The following is a 15,142-nucleotide window of genomic DNA, read 5'->3' on the forward strand; positions in this document are numbered from 1 at the left end:
CAGGCCGGGCCAGCCTCGCATCGCACGTCCGGTGCGTCCGACCGCCCCAGGTGCCTGCAGGGGCCCCCTCCTCACCAAAAGTGATGAGCAGGGGGCCCCTGCAGGCAACGAAGGAGGGCGACAGGCAACGAAGGACGGCGGCCGGCACGAAAGGCGGCGGCCGGCGGTGTCAGGCGATGTCGCGGCGGCGCATCGCCCAGAGGGCCGCGCCGAGGGCGAGCACCAGCCCGGTGACGAGCAGCACCGACGAGTGCTGCCAGGTGATGGTCAGGATGTCGGGCTTGCAGTCGCCGGACGTCGAGAAGTTGCAGGCGTCGTAGTTCTCCAACTTGACCTCCTTCCCCATCCAGGCCAGGCCGTAGGTGGGGATCAGCCAGGCCTCGGGGAACTTCACGTCGGCCAAGGCCAGCACCACGCCGAGACCGAACTGCCCGACGACGCCCACCGCGAGCACGCCGCCCAGGGCGAAGGCGGTGTGCCGCCCCAGCGAGGCCAGCGCGAACCCGATCACGGCCGCGACCACCACCAACGCGAACGCGCGCAGGCCGGTGAGGGCGAAGGACTGCCACACGCCCGAGGTCATCTTTTCCGTGGTGCCACGGAAGCTGCCGATCGCCCAGAACGCCGCCGTCCAGGCGAGCAGACCGAGCACGGTCACCGTAGCCACGCCGGTGAGCAGGGCGGCCAGTTTGGTCAGCAGGACGGTGAGCCGTTTCGGCCGCCAGAGCAGCAGGTTCATCATTCCGCCGGTGCTCCACTCGGCCCCGACGAAGGAGGCGCCGACCACGAAGGTGATCAACCCCAGGATGGCCGCGTACGTGACCAGGGTGGCCCCGAAGCTGGTCCGGAAGTCGAAGGTCGACGGCAGGAACCACCGCGCCTCGAACGCTTCGCGCGGCGGCGGGGTGATGACCGAACAGTCGTCGGGGAAGCGGCCCTCGCTCTGTTCCCCGGTCGCCTCCGCCCGCTCGCACGCGTTGCGTTCCCGCTCCGCATACCGGACCTGCTCCTCGTACTGCGTCTGGGCCTCGCGCTCGGCGGCGGCGCGCTGCTCCGGGCCGATCTGCTCGTTGGTGAAGAACGTGCCGACCGCCACGGCGACGAGGACCAGCAGGCCGATCAGGGCCATGTACCGGGTGAAGCGGCGCTTGCCGAGACGACGCAGCTCGGTGACGTACAGGCTCATGCGCTCCGTCCTCCCTGGGTGTTGCCGCCGACCTTGCGGGACTGGTCGACCTGGCGGTGCTGGCCGGGAACCGGCGCGGTGGCGGTCAGTTCCAGGAAGACGCTCTCCAGGTCGGCGGTGACCGGGGCGAGTTCACTGACGTAGAGGCCGTTCTCGGCGAGCAGCCGGGTGACCGTCGCCGGCTTGTCGACGCCGGCCAGCATCAGGTGGTCGTCGTAGCCGGTGACCTGCACGTTGGCCCGGCGCAGCGTCTCGGCGGCGAGCGGCAGGTCGGTGACCGCGTCGAGGCGGACCCGCACCGCGCCGCCGGAGTAGCGGGCGAGCACCTCGTCGACCGGTCCGAAGGCGACCCGGCGGCCCAGCGAGATGATGGTGACCGAGTCGCAGATGAGCTGGATCTCGCCGAGGATGTGACTGGAGAGCACCACGGTCATCCCGGAGGCGGCCAGGTCGCGCATGAGGGTGCGCATCTCCCGGATGCCGCCCGGGTCGAGACCGTTGGCGGGCTCGTCGAGGATCAGCAGCCTGGGGTTCTTGAGCAGCGCCGAGGCGACCGCGAGGCGCTGCTTCATGCCCAGCGAGTACGTCTTGACCCGTTCCCCGGCGCGGTCGCGGAGCCCGACCAGTTCCAGCACCTCGTCGACCCGTTGAGGCGGGACGTCCCCGGCCCCGGCGAGCAGCGAGAGGGTGTCCCGCGCGGAGAAGTGCGGGAAGAACTGCGGGCTTTCCACGATCGCACCGACCTGGCCGGCCACCTCGGGCAGCGCGGCCGGGACCTCGCGACCCAGCAGCGCCATCCGACCGTCGTTCGGCCGGATCAGACCGAGCAGGGTGCGCAGGGTGGTGGTCTTGCCGGAACCGTTCGGACCGAGGAAGCCGTGGACCTGCCCGGCGTCGACCCGCATGTCGAAGCCGTCCAGCGCGTGCCGATCGCCGCGCCTCCGGCTCTTGTACGTCTTGCGTAGACCTTCTATCTCCAGCACGGCGGGCACGTTGACCTCCCCCGCTCGGGTTTATGACGGGAGCGACAATACTGTGTTATCCGAAGTAGTGGGGGCGGAAACGCCGACCGATCAGCCGGATTTCGCCCGGCCGATCAGGCGCAGATGACGGTGACCCCGGCGGCCCGGAACTCCTCGACCACGACCGGGTCGGCCCCGGAGTCGGTGACCAGGGTCTCCACCCGGTCCACCGGGCAGATCCGGGCGAAGGCGTGACCGCCCAGCTTGGACGAGTCGGCGATGATCACCACACGCCGGGCACGGGCCACCATCAGGTTGTTCATCGCCGCCTCCCCCTCGTGGTGGGCGGCGGCCCCGAGATGCGGATCGATCGCGTCCACCCCGAGCAGGGCGACGTCCAGGGTGACCTCGCGCAGCAGCGCCCCGCCCAGCGGGCCGACCAGTTCGAACGACTTCGGCCGCACCACCCCGCCGGCCACCACGATCTTCATCCGGGACCGGACCAGCAGTTCGTTGGCGATGTTCAGGGCGTTGGTGACCACGGTGAGCTGGGCGCCCTCGGCACTGGTGTTGAGGTCGGGCCGGACGGCGAGGGCCCGGGCGACCTCGGTGCTGGTGGTGCCGCCGTTGAGGCCGACCACGGTGCCGGGCGAGACCAGCGCGGCGGCGGCCGCCCCGATCCGCTGCTTCTCGGCCGAGTGCTTGGCGGTCTTGTACCGCAGCGGCAGGTCGTACGAGACCCCGTTGGCCACCGCCCCACCCCGGGTACGGGTGATCATCTGCTGCTGGGCGAGCTGGTCGAAGTCGCGACGGATGGTGGCCTGGGAGACGTCCAGCCGCGCGGCGGCCTCCTCGACGCTGACTCGACCGTCGTCGGTCAGCATCTCCAGCAGAGCGTTCCATCGGGCGTACCGGTCCACCGCGGGAGCCTCCACTGACTGCACGCAACGTGATTGATTGCGTGCACAGTAGTGCGCGAAACGCGGGTACGCAAAGCAATGCGTTGCTCGATCGCGCAAGTGGTTGCCACGACCCCCCGGCTTCGCGCAGAATGGCGCTCGAAACATGCCCGTAACGAGCCGTATTGCGCACAGTCTCCCCTGCGAGGAGTTCTCATGGCGTACGTGGACGCGGAGATCGCCAGCCAGCCCGACTGCTGGCGGGAGGCGGCGAACCTGGCCCCGACCGTCACCGATCGGCTCCCTCACCCCGGCGAGCGGGTGGCCGTCGTCGGCTGCGGGACCTCCTGGTTCATGAGCAGCGCGTACGCGGCCCGCCGCGAAGCCGCCGGGCTCGGCGAGACCGACGCCTTCCAGGCTTCCGAGTTCCCCCTCGGTCGCCGTTACGACCGGCTCGTCGCGATCACCCGCTCCGGCACCACCACCGAGGTCACCGACCTGCTCGCCGCCCTGCGCGGCCAACTGCCGACCACGGTGATCGTCGGCGACCCGGACTCCCCCGCGGCCCGCCTCGCCGACGCCGCCGTCACGCTGCCCTTCGCCGACGAGCGCTCGGTGGTGCAGACCCGCTTCGCCACCACCGCCCTGGCCCTGCTCCGCGCCCACCTCGGCGACAACGTCCCCGCGCTGGCCGCCGACGCCGAGGTGGCCGTCCGCGCGCCGCTGCCGCTCGACCCGGCCCGGGTGGAGCAGGCCACCTTCCTCGGTCGGGGCTGGACCGTCGGCCTGGCCCAGGAGGCCGCGCTCAAGTGCCGGGAGGCGGCCACCTTCTGGGCCGAGGCATACCCGGCGATGGACTACCGGCACGGGCCGATCTCGATCGCCGCCCCCGGGCGGCTGGTCTGGGCCTTCGGCGACATCCCGGACGGGCTCGCCGAGGACGTCGCCGCCACCGGCGCGGCCTTCGTGCACAGCCGTACCAACGGTTGCCGCACCGTGCTCGGACGGTGGGCCGCCGGGCGCAACCCGGTGGACCCGATGGCCGACCTGATCCTGGCGCAGCGCTTCGCGGTCGCGCTCGCCACCTGCCGTGGCCTCGACCCCGACGCTCCCCGGCACCTGTCCCGTTCCGTGGTCCTCGCGTGACCGCAGAACCGCCCGTCGCCGGCCGGGCCGGCGACCCGGTGGTCGTCGCACTCGACGTCGGCGGAACCGGGATGAAGTGCGCCCTGGTCCGCCCGGACGGCTCCGTCGTGCACGCCGAACGGCATCCGACCGGGGCCGACCGGGGTCCGGACGCGGTGGTGGGGACCATCCTGGACGTCGCCGAAGGACTCGCCGACACCGCCCGCGCCGGTGGGTTCACCCCGCAGGCGCTCGGCGTCGCCGTACCCGGCGTGATCGACGAGGCCACCGGGGTGGCGGTCTGGTCGGCGAACCTGGGCTTCCGGGACGTACCGCTGCGGAAGCTGGCGGCCGAACGGCTCGGGCTGCCCACGGCGCTCGGCCACGACGTGCGCGCCGGGGGCCTGGCCGAGGCCCGGCTGGGTGCCGGGCGCGGCACGCGGCACGTCCTCTTCGTCGCGGTCGGCACCGGCATCGCCGCCGCCCACGTGGTCGACGGCTCGGCCGCCGTCGGCGCGCACGGCGCCGCCGGGGAGATCGGCCACATCCTGGTACGCCCCAACGGTCCGCGCTGCGGCTGCGGAGGGATCGGCTGCCTGGAGGCGGTGGCCTCGGCCGCCGCGATCGGCCGCCGTTACGCCGAGCTGTCCGGTGAGCCGGGGAGCACCGCCGCCGAGGTGGTCGAGCGGGCGGTGGCCGGCGAGGAACTGGCCCGGGAGGTGTGGAGCAGTGCCGTCGAGGCGCTCGCCGACGGCCTCGCCACCGGTCAGGCGCTCTTCGACGTGCAGACCATCGTGCTCGGCGGCGGCCTGGTCCGGGCCGGTCGGCATCTGCTCGACCCGCTGCGTACCGCAGTGCGGGAACGGATGACCTTCCACCGGGAGCCGCGTCTGGTCGCCGCCACACTCGGCGACGAGGCCGGCTGTCTCGGTGCGGCCCTGCTCGCCCTCGACTCTCTGGAGACCTGATGACCCAACGGGTGACCGGCAAGGTGGTGACCCCGACCGGTGTGATCCGCCAGGGGTGCGTGGAGGTCGGTGACGGCCGGATCCGGGCGGTCGCCGAGTACCCGTCGGTGCGCGACGGGCACTGGATCGTCCCCGGCTTCGTGGACATGCACACCCACGGCGGCGGCGGTCACACCTTCACCACCGGCGACCCGGAAGCCGCCCGGCAGGCCGCCGCGTTCCACCTGCGGCACGGCACCACCACCCTGCTGGCCAGCCTGGTCAGCTCCCCGTTCGCGCTGATGCGGGAGGCCACCACGGCGTTCGCGCCGCTGGTGCGGGAAGGGGTGCTCGCCGGCATCCACTTCGAGGGTCCGTACCTGTCGACGGCCCGGTGCGGGGCGCAGAACCCGGAGTTCCTGCGGGACCCGTCCATCGAGGAACTCACCGAGTTGATCCGCCTCGGCGAGGGCACGGTCCGGATGGTCACCCTGGCCCCGGAGCGGACCGGCGCGCTGGAGGCGATCAGGCTGCTCACCGGCAGCCGGGTGGTCGCGGCGATCGGACACACCGACGCCAGCTACGACCAGACCCGGGCGGCGGTCACCGCCGGAGCCAGCGTCGGCACCCACCTGTTCAACGGGATGCGTCCGGTGCACCACCGCGAGCCGGGACCGGCGGTGGCCCTGCTCTCCGCGCCGAACGTGGTCTGCGAGCTGGTCGCCGACGGGGTGCACCTGCACGACGGGATGCTCGCCTTCGCCACCACGGTCGCCGGCCCCGAGCGGACCGCCCTGATCACCGACGCGATGGCCGCCGCCGGCATGGCCGACGGCGAGTACGAGCTGGGTGGCCAGTCCGTCACCGTGGCCGACGGGGTGGCCCGGCTGACCCGGGACGGCGCGATCGCCGGAAGCACCCTCACCATGGACGCCGCACTGCGGCACGCGGTGGCCGCCGGGATCGAGATGTCCGACGCCTGCCGGATGATCGCCACCACCCCGGCCCGTGCGCTCGGTCTCGGCGACCGTCTCGGTGCGTTGCAGGTCGGCCTCCGCGCCGACCTGGTGGTCCTCGACGACGACCTCACCGTGATCCGGGTGATGCGCGGCGGTGAGTGGCTGGACTGAGCGGCGGTTGGCGGGCCGGAGGTCAGACGGCGTCCACGTCGACGCCGAGGACGGCCTGCTCGTCCGGGCGGTGCACCAGCACGTCGCTGAGGAAGGACTGGACCGCCGGTCCCATGCCGACGTCCCGGCCGGCCCGCTCGGAGAGCAGCCACTTGTGCTCGACGATCTGGGTGAACAGCTCCTGCGGTTCCAGCTTGCGCCGCAGGTGGGCGGGGACCGCCCGGACCACCGGCTCGAACACCTCGGTCAGCCAGCGGTGCGCGGCCTGCTGCTCGTCGGTCAGATCGCTCTCCGCCCGGTACGCGTCCAGGTCGTTGAGGAGCTTGCGGGCCTGGTTCTCCTCCGCGTCCAGGCCGGTCAGCCGGAGCAGCCGCCGGGTGTGGTAGCCGGCGTCGACGACCTTCGGGCGGACCAGGTAACGCCCGTTGTCGATCGTGGAGAGCGCCACCTCGGCCACGTCGAAGCCCATATCGTTGAGACGCCGGATCCGCTGCTCGATGTCGTGGCGGGCGTCCCGCTCGACCTGCTGCTCGTAGGTGATCTCGTGCCAGAGCCGCTCGTACCGCTGCACGACCTCCTCGCAGACCATCTCCGGGTCGACCGACTCGTGCAGCAGGCCGGCCGCCTGGAGGTCCAGCGCCTCCCCGAAGATGTTCACCCGGGCGATCTCCAGGTCCTCGCCCCGCTGGCCGTTGGAGAGGGAGCTGTGCAGGGCCCCGGTCTCGGCGTCCACCAGGTACGCGGCGAACGCACCGGCGTCCCGGCGGAACAGGGTGTTCGACAGCGAGCAGTCGCCCCAGAAGAACCCGGTCAGGTGCATCCGGACGATCAGCGCGGCGAGCGCGTCGAGGAGCCGTTCCAGGGTCTCCGGGCGCAGGGTGTACGAGAAGAGCGCCCGGTACGGCAGGGAGAACTGGAGGTGCCGGGTGATCAGCACCGGGTCCAGCGGCTGCCCGTCCGGGGCGTGCCGGTCGGCGACGATCGCCACCGCCTCCACGGCCGGGAAGTCGATCCGTTCCAGCGCCCGGAGCAGGTCGTACTCCCGCTCGGCGACCCGCTCACCGGTCTCCTTGACCGCGTAGACGTAACCGCCGAGTCGGACGAACCGGACGATGTGCCGGGAGATGCCCTGGGGGAGGGCCACCAGGTGCTCGGCAGGCCACTCCTCCAACGGGGTCGACCAGGGCAGGTCGAGCAGCGCCGGGTCGACGAGAGCCGAAGTGATCCGCACGGGACAAGCATGCCGCCTCCGCCCGTACGGCGCTTCCCTTCGTGGCTGGGCACACAGCCATCGACGTCCCGCCGCGCCGTTGGTCCCGGTGCGCACCGTGGTCGGGTGGTTGCAGGGGACCCTTCCTACCGCTTTTTGACGAGCAGGGGTCCCCTGCAACCACCCACCGGGCACCGACGCGCACCCGGGCCGCACCCGAGCGGCGTCGGCGGCGGCCGGTAGCGTGGTCGCCGTGCGGGAGCCCACGACGGTGCGACGGGACGCGCGGCTGCGGCCGGTCCGCCCCGCCGGCTGGTGGTTCGACGCGCTGCTGCTGGCCGGGCTGGTGGCGATCACCGTGGCGCTCGCCAACCGCCACCTCTTCGGCGTCGACCGGGCGGTGGCCGACTGGGCCGAGGCGCACCGGCCCCCGGTGGCGTACGGCGTCGCGGTGGTCTTCAACTACCTCGGGCAGGGCCTTCCGCTGACCCTGCTCACGGCAGGACTCGGGCTGCTGCTGGCGGTCCGGCTCCACTCGGTCCGTCCGCTCCTGCCCACCGTGGTGGCGTTCGCGCTGACGTACGTCACCATCGGCCCGGCGAAGGTGTGGACCGCACGACCCGCGCCGAGTGCCAGCGTCAAGGAGCCGTACCTGCCACCCGAGCAGACGCTCCCCCTCTTCCAGGACGACCTGCCACTGAAGTACGCCCAGTCGTACCCGTCGGGGCACGTGGCCAACGCGATCCTCTGGTACGGCGTCCTGGCGCTGCTGCTCGCCCCGCTGCTGCGCAGCTACGGCCGGAGCATGTCACCCCGGCTGGTGACCGTGGTCCGGGTGGTTCCGCCGGTGGTGGTCATGTTCACCACGACCTACCTGGGCTGGCACTGGCTGACCGACTCGGTGGCCGGTCTGCTGCTCGGGCTGCTGCTGGACCGCATCCTGCACCGGATGCCCTGGAACGACCTGCCGCTGCCGGGGCGGCTGCGCAAGTGGGACGGACCGTTCGTCCCGCACGTCGGGTAGGCGCCTGTCGTCGGGTATCGGGTACCGGCACCCTCGAGTCCGACGAATGAACCCCGCCCCCGCCGGGAAGACGTGTGCCGACCGGCTGGAGCGCCACCTTCGAGGTCGCCCGGTGCCACGTCACGGGTTCACGGGTGGGCAAGCCCTCGGGGGAACGGTGTTCAGTCACAGCTACGGGAGGAGAAACGTATGTCTGTCTCGATGTCCCAGAAGCTGGTGGACCCCACCAACGCCACCGACAAGCGGACTGTCGAGTCGGCCGTGGTGGAGGGCCGTACGCTCGAGTTCCGGGTCGGTGACATCAACGGCGTACAGCACGCCTGGACACGCCTGATCAACGCCCAGAGCGGTGACGAGATGTGGATCAACCAGACCACCGACGGCGGCAAGACCTGGCAGTCGAACCTCGGCCGACGCAAGATCCAGGCGGGGGGCCGCAACTACACCGACGCCCTGCCGACGAGCAGCAGCGACCAGGTGCGGATGCAGGGCTGGACGCGGCTCACCAGCGGCAAGGAGTACAACACCCGCGCCTTCTGACCAGCCGATCAGATCGGTCGCCCCGCCGAAGTCCGTTCGGCGGGGCGACGGCCGACCGGACGACGGCCCACCGGACGACGGCCGACCGGACGACGGCCCACCGGACGACGGCCCGACACGCGGCACGCCGAACGGGCAACGCCCCTGACAGGCGGCACGCCGAACGGGCAACGCCCCTGACAGGCGGCACGCCGAACGGGCCGGTCCGGTTCGCTTCGCCCCTGCACTCCTGACGAACGCCGGCCGCACGCGGCCGACCCCGGGGCCGTCGCGGTATTAGAGTCGCCCTCGTGGAACGGCTGGCGCGGCGCTTGGGCGTACCCGATGCGGTGGTCATCGGACTGGGTTCGATGCTCGGCGCGGGTGTCTTCGTGGTCTTCGCGCCGGCCGCGTCGGCGGCTGGCGGCGCGGGTCTGCTGCTGGCCCTGGCCCTGGCCGGGTTCATCGCGTTCTGCAACGCGACCAGCTCGGCCCGGCTGGCCGCCCGCTACCCCGAGTCCGGCGGCACCTATGTGTACGGACGGGAACGGCTCGGCCCGTACGCCGGTTTCCTCGCCGGCTGGGGATTCGTCGTCGGCAAGACGGCGAGCTGCGCGGCGATGGCACTGACCATCGGGGCGTACCTCTGGCCGGGGCAGGCGCGGCTCGTCGCGGTCGCCGCGGTCGTGGCGGTGACCGGCGTGAACCTGCGCGGCATCGGCAAGACCGCGACCGCGACGAAGGTCCTGGTAGGCGTGGTGCTGGCGGTGCTGGCCCTGGTCGCGGTGACCGGCGTCGGCACGGTCTCGGTCGACCGGCTCGGTGACCTCGACGGCACCGGCCGGGGCGTGCTCACCGCCGCCGGGCTGCTCTTCTTCGCCTTCGCCGGGTACGCCCGGATCGCCACCCTCGGCGAGGAGGTCCGCGACCCGGAACGGACCATCCCCCGGGCGGTGCCGCTGGCGCTCGGCATCGTGCTGGCGATCTACCTGACCCTGGGCGTGGTCGCGGTCGGCGTGCTCGGGGCCGACGCGCTGGCCTCGTCCGTCGCGCCCCTGGCCGACGTGGTCACCGCCGCCGGGCTGCCCGGCCTGGCCTGGGTGGTCCGCGCCGGGGCGACCGTCGCGGTGACCGGGGTGTTGCTCTCCCTGGTCGCCGGGGTCGGCCGGACGACGCTGGCGATGGCCCGCCGCCGCGACCTGCCCGGCGCGCTCGCCGCCGTGCACCCCCGGTACCAGGTGCCGCACCGCGCCGAGCTGGCCGTCGCCGCCGTGGTGATCGTCGTGGTGCTGCTCGGTGACGTACGCGGGGCGATCGGCTTCTCGTCCTGCACGGTGCTGGTCTACTACGCGATCACCAACGCGTCGGCGCTGACGTTGGAGCGGGAGCCGGGCCGGTGGTTGCCGGTGCGGGCGCTGGCGGTGGCGGGACTGGTCGGCTGTCTGCTGCTCGCGGTCAACCTGCCACTGTCGAGCGTGCTCGCCGGCTTCGGCGTCCTCGCCCTCGGCACGATCTGGTACGCCGCCCGCCACCACCTCGGCGCACGTCGCCCGACCTGACCCCCTTGATCGACTCCGTTCCCGCGAAACGGGCCAAAGGAGGACCAGTGATGACCGCCGGATCGGATTGGCGCGACGTCAAGGCCAGAGCCCGAGCAGCCGACCCCACCTGGGACGCCCCCGACCGGGTCGCCGGCTGACGCCCGCTTCCGAGGAGGTGGGTCCGTAGCCGGCCGACCCGGCGGTCGTCAGCGCGCGACGGGTTCGTCCGGCGTGGCCAACGGCGACTCGCCCAGAGCCGGTGGACCGGCTTGGGCGGCCGGCTCCGGCGACGGGCCGGACGGCGGCGACGACCCATCGGACGGGGGCGGCCCGGCAGGCGGGGGCGAGGCGTCGCCGGGTGCCGGGGCACCATCCGGGGCGCCACGGGCAGCGGGCGGGACGGCGCCCCGGCCTGCCGGGACGGCACCGCGAGCCGGGGGCGGGGCGCCGGGGGCGGCCACCTCGCGGAGCAGGGCGTTCAGTCCGGCGCGGCTGGCCAGCGCGGGCGTGCGCGAGCAGCCGTACGCCGCCGGGGCGGCCGACCGCCTCGAGAGCGCGACCGTCCAACGGCGATCCGGCGGCCACGGAGACCTCGGTGACCAGCAGCGCGTGCCGGCCGACCGGAATGGTGGCGATCATCGCGCGCTCCAGCAACGCGGCGGTGAAGGCCGGTGCGGCCAGGTACGACACGCTGCGCGAGATGCCGATGCCGAAGGCCCGTTGGACGCGTTCGGCGAAGTCCCCGTCGAAGAGGCGCAGCACCACGCGCAGGTCGTCGTTGAGCGCGCGCGCGTTCAGCGCGGCCTGGAGGTTGGTGCCGTCGTCGGTGGAGACCACCACCAGCGCCTGGCAGGTGCCCACCGACGCCGCGCGGAGGGTTTCCTCCAGGGCCGCGTCGCCGACGATCAGCGAGACCCCGAGCCGGCGGGCCAGGGACGCGCCACGCGGCTCGGGGTGCTTGTCGATCACCACGACCTCGACGCCGAAGTCGTGCAACTGGGCCATCACCCTCGTCCCGACGTTGCCGAGGCCGACGACGACCACGTGCCCGGAGCGGTCCGGCTGGATCCGCCCGGAGTGCAGGGCCAGCCGGGCCCGGACGACGCCGTCGACCACCACGGCGGTGATCAGCGGGATCAGCGCCAGCCCGGCGACGCTGAGCACCACCTGCATGACCTGCTCGGCGAAGGGCTTGTTGACGTCCGGATCCTGCCCGCTGAGCGTGGTGACCAGGGTGAGGTAGAGCGCGTCGATCCCGTCGAGGTGGGCAGCCCGGCCGTTGAGCCAGCCGAGCACCCCGATCAGCGCGAGCACCGCCAGCACGGCGATGCCGATCTTCCGGCTGGCGAAGCTGCGCACCGCGCGGAGCGCCACCGTCACCGGCCGACGGCGACGCCGGTCACGTCGGGCCCGCGCCAGTCGCCGCGCGGCCAGTTCGGTGCCCGGCAACCGGCCGGTCGCCTCGGCGAGCACCACGTCCGCGCCGGACTCGTCGGCGGGGAGCACCCGCACCTCGCGCGGATCGCGGGTGTCGGCCACCGCGCAGACGACGTCCTCCGGGCGGACGTCGTCACGGCGGGCGACGTACAGGGTGCGGCCGGCATGCCGGAAGTGGGTGGGGGCGACCTCGCCCAGCGCGGCGGCCACGAACGCCGGGGCGGCCATGGTGGCGTCGGAGAGGACCGCCGAGTCGGGGAAGATCTGCCGTACGCCGTTGGCCAGGCCGGTGTTGAACATCCGGACCACCAGGCGCAGCCTCGGCTCGACCTCCTGGGCACAGAGCGCGGCGTGCATGTTGCCCACGTCGTCCTGGTGCAGCAGGGCCAGCCCGTCCGCGCCGGCCAGCCCGGCCCGGCGGAACGTCGCCTCGTCGAGCCGGTCGGCCAGCACCACGTCGATGCCGTGGATGTCCCGGCCGTCGGGCCCGTCGGAGCGGCGCCGCTCGGGCACGATCAGGGTGACCCGGATCCGGCCGGTGGACACCTCGCCGGCGAGCAGCGCCCGCACCACCCAGTAGGCGAGCGGGTCGTGCCCGCAGACCACGTAGTGGGGGCGGGAGCCCGCGTTGGCCCGTAACCGCCGGCTGGCCCGCCACGCACGGTCGAGCAGGGGCTCCGCCATGTGCGGCATGGTAGCCAGTCCCGGCGAACCGTTGGTGTCCGCATGATCCTCATGCCGGCCCACATGCTTCCCTGCGCCGGCCGGTGGCACGGCCCACATGATCGCGGGCAGGCACGCGCCGGCCCGGGGCGGCGCATGATCGCGGGCAGACACGCCCGGCCGGGGCGGCGCATGATCGCGGGCAGGCATGCGCCGACGCGGGGCGGGTAGAGCGGGATCGTGCAGACCTTCCTGCCGTACCCGGACTTCGCGGCCAGCGCACGGGCGCTGGACCAGCGGCGGCTGGGCAAGCAGCGGGTGGAGGCGATCCAGGTGCTGCGCGGGCTGACCTGGCCCGGTTACGGCTGGCGCAACCACCCGGCGGTGAAGATGTGGGCCGGCTACGAGGAGGCGCTGGTCCGGTACGGGCTGGACGTCTGCGCGGTGTGGTGCGCGCCGGGACGGGCGGACACCTGCGCGACCACGCTCACCGCCGACCTCGCCGCCGCCTGCGGCATCACCGGGGTACGCGGTCAGGCCGAACTGGCCGCAGCCGGTGAACTGCCACCCTGGCTCGGCCGGCCGGACCTGCACCGGAGCCACCAGTCGTCCCTGCTGCGCAAGGATCCCGGCCACTACCGCCCGGTCTTCGGGGACGTTCCGCCCGACCTGGAGTACGTCTGGCCCGACTCGGATCGGCCGCGCCGGTGCCTGCCCGCCGTGTGAGGTGGTAGCAGGGGTCCCCTGCTACCGCTTTTTGTCGTGCAGGGTGCCCCTGCAACCACCTCGGCACATGCCATGCGTGCAGGGTGCCCCTGCAACCACCTCGGCCAGCGCGCCCCGCACCCACCAGGGCACCGCAGGCGACAATCTGCGGCAAACTCGGACATATGATGCTGTCGCAGCGAGTCGGCCGGTTGATCGGCGTACGCGAACACCTGGTCGATCCGGGCGGGGGTGGCGCGGCCCGTGTGCCGCACCCGGTCGACGTGGTGGTCGTCGGCGGCGGCATCGCCGGCATGTCGGCGGCGGTGGTGCTCGCCGAGCGGGGCGTACGGGTGACCGTGCTGGAGGCCGCATCCACCCTGGGCGGGCGGCTCGGCGCGTGGCCGGAGACCCTCGCCGACGGCAGCCGACAGGTCGTCGAGCACGGCTTCCACGCGTTCTTCCGGCAGTACTACAACTGGCGGTCGATCCTGCGTCGGGTCGACCCGGCACTCGGCTTCCTCACAGCGGTCCCGGGCTATCCGATCCTCAGTGCCCGGTGGCCGACCGAGGAGTTCGGCAGGCTGCCGCCCGCCCCGCCGGCGAACCTGCTCGCGCTGCTGCTGCGCAGCCCGAGCCTGCGCCTGCGTGACCTGCACGGAATGGACCGGGAGGCGGCCCTCCCGCTGCTGACGTACGACCCGGAGCGCACCTACGCCGAACTGGACGGCCGGAGCGCCGAGGAGCTGCTCGACTCGCTGCGGCTGCCGGACCGGGCGCGGGCCATGCTCTTCGAGGTCTTCTCGCACTCGTTCTTCAACCACGAGGCGGAGATGTCCGCCGCCGAGATGGTCGCGCAGTTCCACTTCTACCTGCTCGGCAACGGCGAGGGGTTGGCGTTCGACGCCCCGGACGAGGACTACGCGACGGCGGTCTGGGCGCCGTTGGCCGACCACCTACGGCGGCACGGCGGCCGGGTGCTGACCGGCGTGACGGCCACCGCGTTGGGTCGTGACGCAACCGGCTGGTGGGTGGAGACCGGCGGCGGGACGGCGTACCGGGGTGGACACGTGGTGCTGGCCGTCGACCCGCCGGCACTCGCCGCGCTGGTCGGGAACTCACCCGGGCTCGCGGCGGTCGCCCCGGGCCTGGTGGCGCGCGTGCCCGCGTTCGGTCGGCCCGGTCCGCCGTACGCGGTCGCGCGGTACTGGCTGGACGGGGACGTGGCCGCCGGACGGGCGGTGTTCAGCGGGGTGTCCCGGCAACCCACCCTGGACTCGGTGACCCTCTACCACCGGCTGGAGCACGGTTCCCGCCGCTGGGCGGAGCGCACCGGGGGCTCGGTGGTGGAGCTGCACGCGTACGCCTGCGAGCCCGGGGTGGCCGCCGGGGTGCTGGCCGAGCGGATGCGCGGCGAGCTGGCCACACTCTGGCCGGAGGTCGCCGGGCTGCGGGTGCGCGAGCTGCGGGCCCGGGTGGAGGCGCGGGCCCCGGCGTTCGCGCCGGGCGGCCACGCGACCCGGCCCGGGGTACGCACCGACGCGGCCGGGCTCCTCCTGGCCGGCGACGGGATCCGTACGGATTTCCCGAGCGCGTTGATGGAGCGGGCGGCGGCGACCGGGATCATCGCCGCGAACCACGTCCTGCGTGCCGAGGGCGGGGCCGCCGAACCGGTCCGGTCGGTCCGCCTGCGAGGCCTGCTGGCACGGACAGCGAGGCCGGGCAGGGCCGGGCCACACCGGCGGAAATGACCGTTTCACGAAATTAGCACTGGTATACGAATAGACTGGGCGG

Annotated in this window: 12 protein-coding genes and 1 pseudogene; 8 read left to right on the top strand and 5 right to left on the bottom strand. The window is 73.2% G+C overall.

Going from position 1 to position 15,142, the window contains the following annotated elements; genetic code table 11:
• Positions 1 to 169 precede the first annotated feature (169 nt).
• From IGA62_RS10115 to IGA62_RS10125, 3 genes are all read right to left on the bottom strand, one after another.
• A complete protein-coding gene (locus IGA62_RS10115; RefSeq protein WP_145815274.1) occupies positions 170 to 1,186 on the bottom strand; it encodes an ABC transporter permease subunit in 1,017 nt (338 codons plus the stop codon).
• Positions 1,183 to 2,091 (bottom strand): ATP-binding cassette domain-containing protein, encoded by a 909-nt coding sequence (locus IGA62_RS10120; RefSeq protein WP_186500154.1) that lies wholly within the window; start codon positions 2,089 to 2,091, stop codon positions 1,183 to 1,185. Before IGA62_RS10120 ends, IGA62_RS10115 begins: the two co-directional genes overlap by 4 nt.
• A gap of 191 nt (positions 2,092 to 2,282) precedes the next feature.
• Positions 2,283 to 3,068: a DeoR/GlpR family DNA-binding transcription regulator gene (locus IGA62_RS10125; protein WP_145821683.1), complete on the bottom strand. Its 786-nt coding sequence runs from the start codon at positions 3,066 to 3,068 to the stop codon at positions 2,283 to 2,285.
• Between the two features lie 195 nt (positions 3,069 to 3,263).
• Here IGA62_RS10125 and IGA62_RS10130 point away from each other — a divergent pair, with 195 nt between their 5' ends.
• Genes IGA62_RS10130 through nagA form a run of 3 tightly spaced genes read left to right on the top strand, consistent with a single transcriptional unit; the run spans position 3,264 to position 6,249 of the window.
• Positions 3,264 to 4,193 (top strand): SIS domain-containing protein, encoded by a 930-nt coding sequence (locus tag IGA62_RS10130; protein WP_145815272.1) that lies wholly within the window; start codon positions 3,264 to 3,266, stop codon positions 4,191 to 4,193.
• A complete protein-coding gene (locus tag IGA62_RS10135; RefSeq protein WP_280526133.1) occupies positions 4,190 to 5,140 on the top strand; it encodes an ROK family protein in 951 nt (316 codons plus the stop codon). The genes IGA62_RS10130 and IGA62_RS10135 overlap by 4 nt, the downstream gene beginning before the upstream one ends.
• On the top strand, positions 5,140 to 6,249 hold the full coding sequence (gene nagA, locus IGA62_RS10140; protein ID WP_145815271.1) for an N-acetylglucosamine-6-phosphate deacetylase: 1,110 nt from the start codon (positions 5,140 to 5,142) through the stop codon (positions 6,247 to 6,249). Before IGA62_RS10135 ends, nagA begins: the two co-directional genes overlap by 1 nt.
• Before the next feature lie 22 nt (positions 6,250 to 6,271).
• On the opposite strand, the gene IGA62_RS10145 is transcribed toward nagA, so the two are convergent.
• Entirely contained in the window at positions 6,272 to 7,480 is a 1,209-nt protein-coding gene (locus IGA62_RS10145) for a DUF4032 domain-containing protein (protein ID WP_145815270.1), read from the bottom strand.
• A 223-nt stretch (positions 7,481 to 7,703) separates the two neighbouring features.
• Between IGA62_RS10145 and IGA62_RS10150 the strand changes: the two genes are divergently transcribed.
• From IGA62_RS10150 to IGA62_RS10160, 3 genes are all read left to right on the top strand, one after another.
• Entirely contained in the window at positions 7,704 to 8,483 is a 780-nt protein-coding gene (locus IGA62_RS10150) for a phosphatase PAP2 family protein (RefSeq protein WP_186499697.1), read from the top strand.
• Between the two features lie 189 nt (positions 8,484 to 8,672).
• Positions 8,673 to 9,023 carry a hypothetical protein gene (locus tag IGA62_RS10155; RefSeq protein WP_145815268.1) on the top strand — a complete coding sequence of 117 codons (351 nt, stop codon included), beginning with the start codon at positions 8,673 to 8,675 and terminating at the stop codon, positions 9,021 to 9,023.
• A gap of 290 nt (positions 9,024 to 9,313) precedes the next feature.
• Positions 9,314 to 10,561, top strand: a complete 1,248-nt coding sequence (locus IGA62_RS10160; protein ID WP_145815267.1) for an APC family permease — start codon at positions 9,314 to 9,316, stop codon at positions 10,559 to 10,561.
• A 188-nt stretch (positions 10,562 to 10,749) separates the two neighbouring features.
• On the opposite strand, the pseudogene IGA62_RS10165 reads toward IGA62_RS10160, so the two are convergent.
• Positions 10,750 to 12,673: pseudogene (locus tag IGA62_RS10165) on the bottom strand (NAD-binding protein).
• Positions 12,674 to 12,883: 210 nt separating this feature from the next.
• Between IGA62_RS10165 and IGA62_RS10170 the strand changes: the two are divergent.
• Positions 12,884 to 13,369 carry an MSMEG_6728 family protein gene (locus IGA62_RS10170; protein ID WP_145815266.1) on the top strand — a complete coding sequence of 162 codons (486 nt, stop codon included), beginning with the start codon at positions 12,884 to 12,886 and terminating at the stop codon, positions 13,367 to 13,369.
• 164 nt (positions 13,370 to 13,533) lie between these two features.
• Complete coding sequence (locus IGA62_RS10175; RefSeq protein WP_145815265.1) at positions 13,534 to 15,099, top strand: FAD-dependent oxidoreductase; 1,566 nt, start codon at positions 13,534 to 13,536, stop codon at positions 15,097 to 15,099.
• The last annotated feature ends 43 nt before the right edge of the window (positions 15,100 to 15,142 follow it).

Source organism: Micromonospora sagamiensis (genome assembly GCF_014680085.1).
Lineage (GTDB): Bacteria > Actinomycetota > Actinomycetes > Mycobacteriales > Micromonosporaceae > Micromonospora > Micromonospora inyonensis.

Excerpts from the sequence above, each read along its gene's own strand:
- IGA62_RS10115 (WP_145815274.1), bottom strand. The coding sequence starts at position 1,186 with ATGAGCCTGTACGTCACCGAGCTGCGTCGTCTCGGCAAGCGCCGCTTC.
- IGA62_RS10120 (WP_186500154.1), bottom strand. The coding sequence starts at position 2,091 with ATGCGGGTCGACGCCGGGCAGGTCCACGGCTTCCTCGGTCCGAACGGT.
- IGA62_RS10130 (WP_145815272.1), top strand. The coding sequence starts at position 3,264 with ATGGCGTACGTGGACGCGGAGATCGCCAGCCAGCCCGACTGCTGGCGG.
- nagA (WP_145815271.1), top strand. The coding sequence starts at position 5,140 with ATGACCCAACGGGTGACCGGCAAGGTGGTGACCCCGACCGGTGTGATC.
- IGA62_RS10155 (WP_145815268.1), top strand. The coding sequence starts at position 8,673 with ATGTCTGTCTCGATGTCCCAGAAGCTGGTGGACCCCACCAACGCCACC.
- IGA62_RS10175 (WP_145815265.1), top strand. The coding sequence starts at position 13,534 with ATGATGCTGTCGCAGCGAGTCGGCCGGTTGATCGGCGTACGCGAACAC.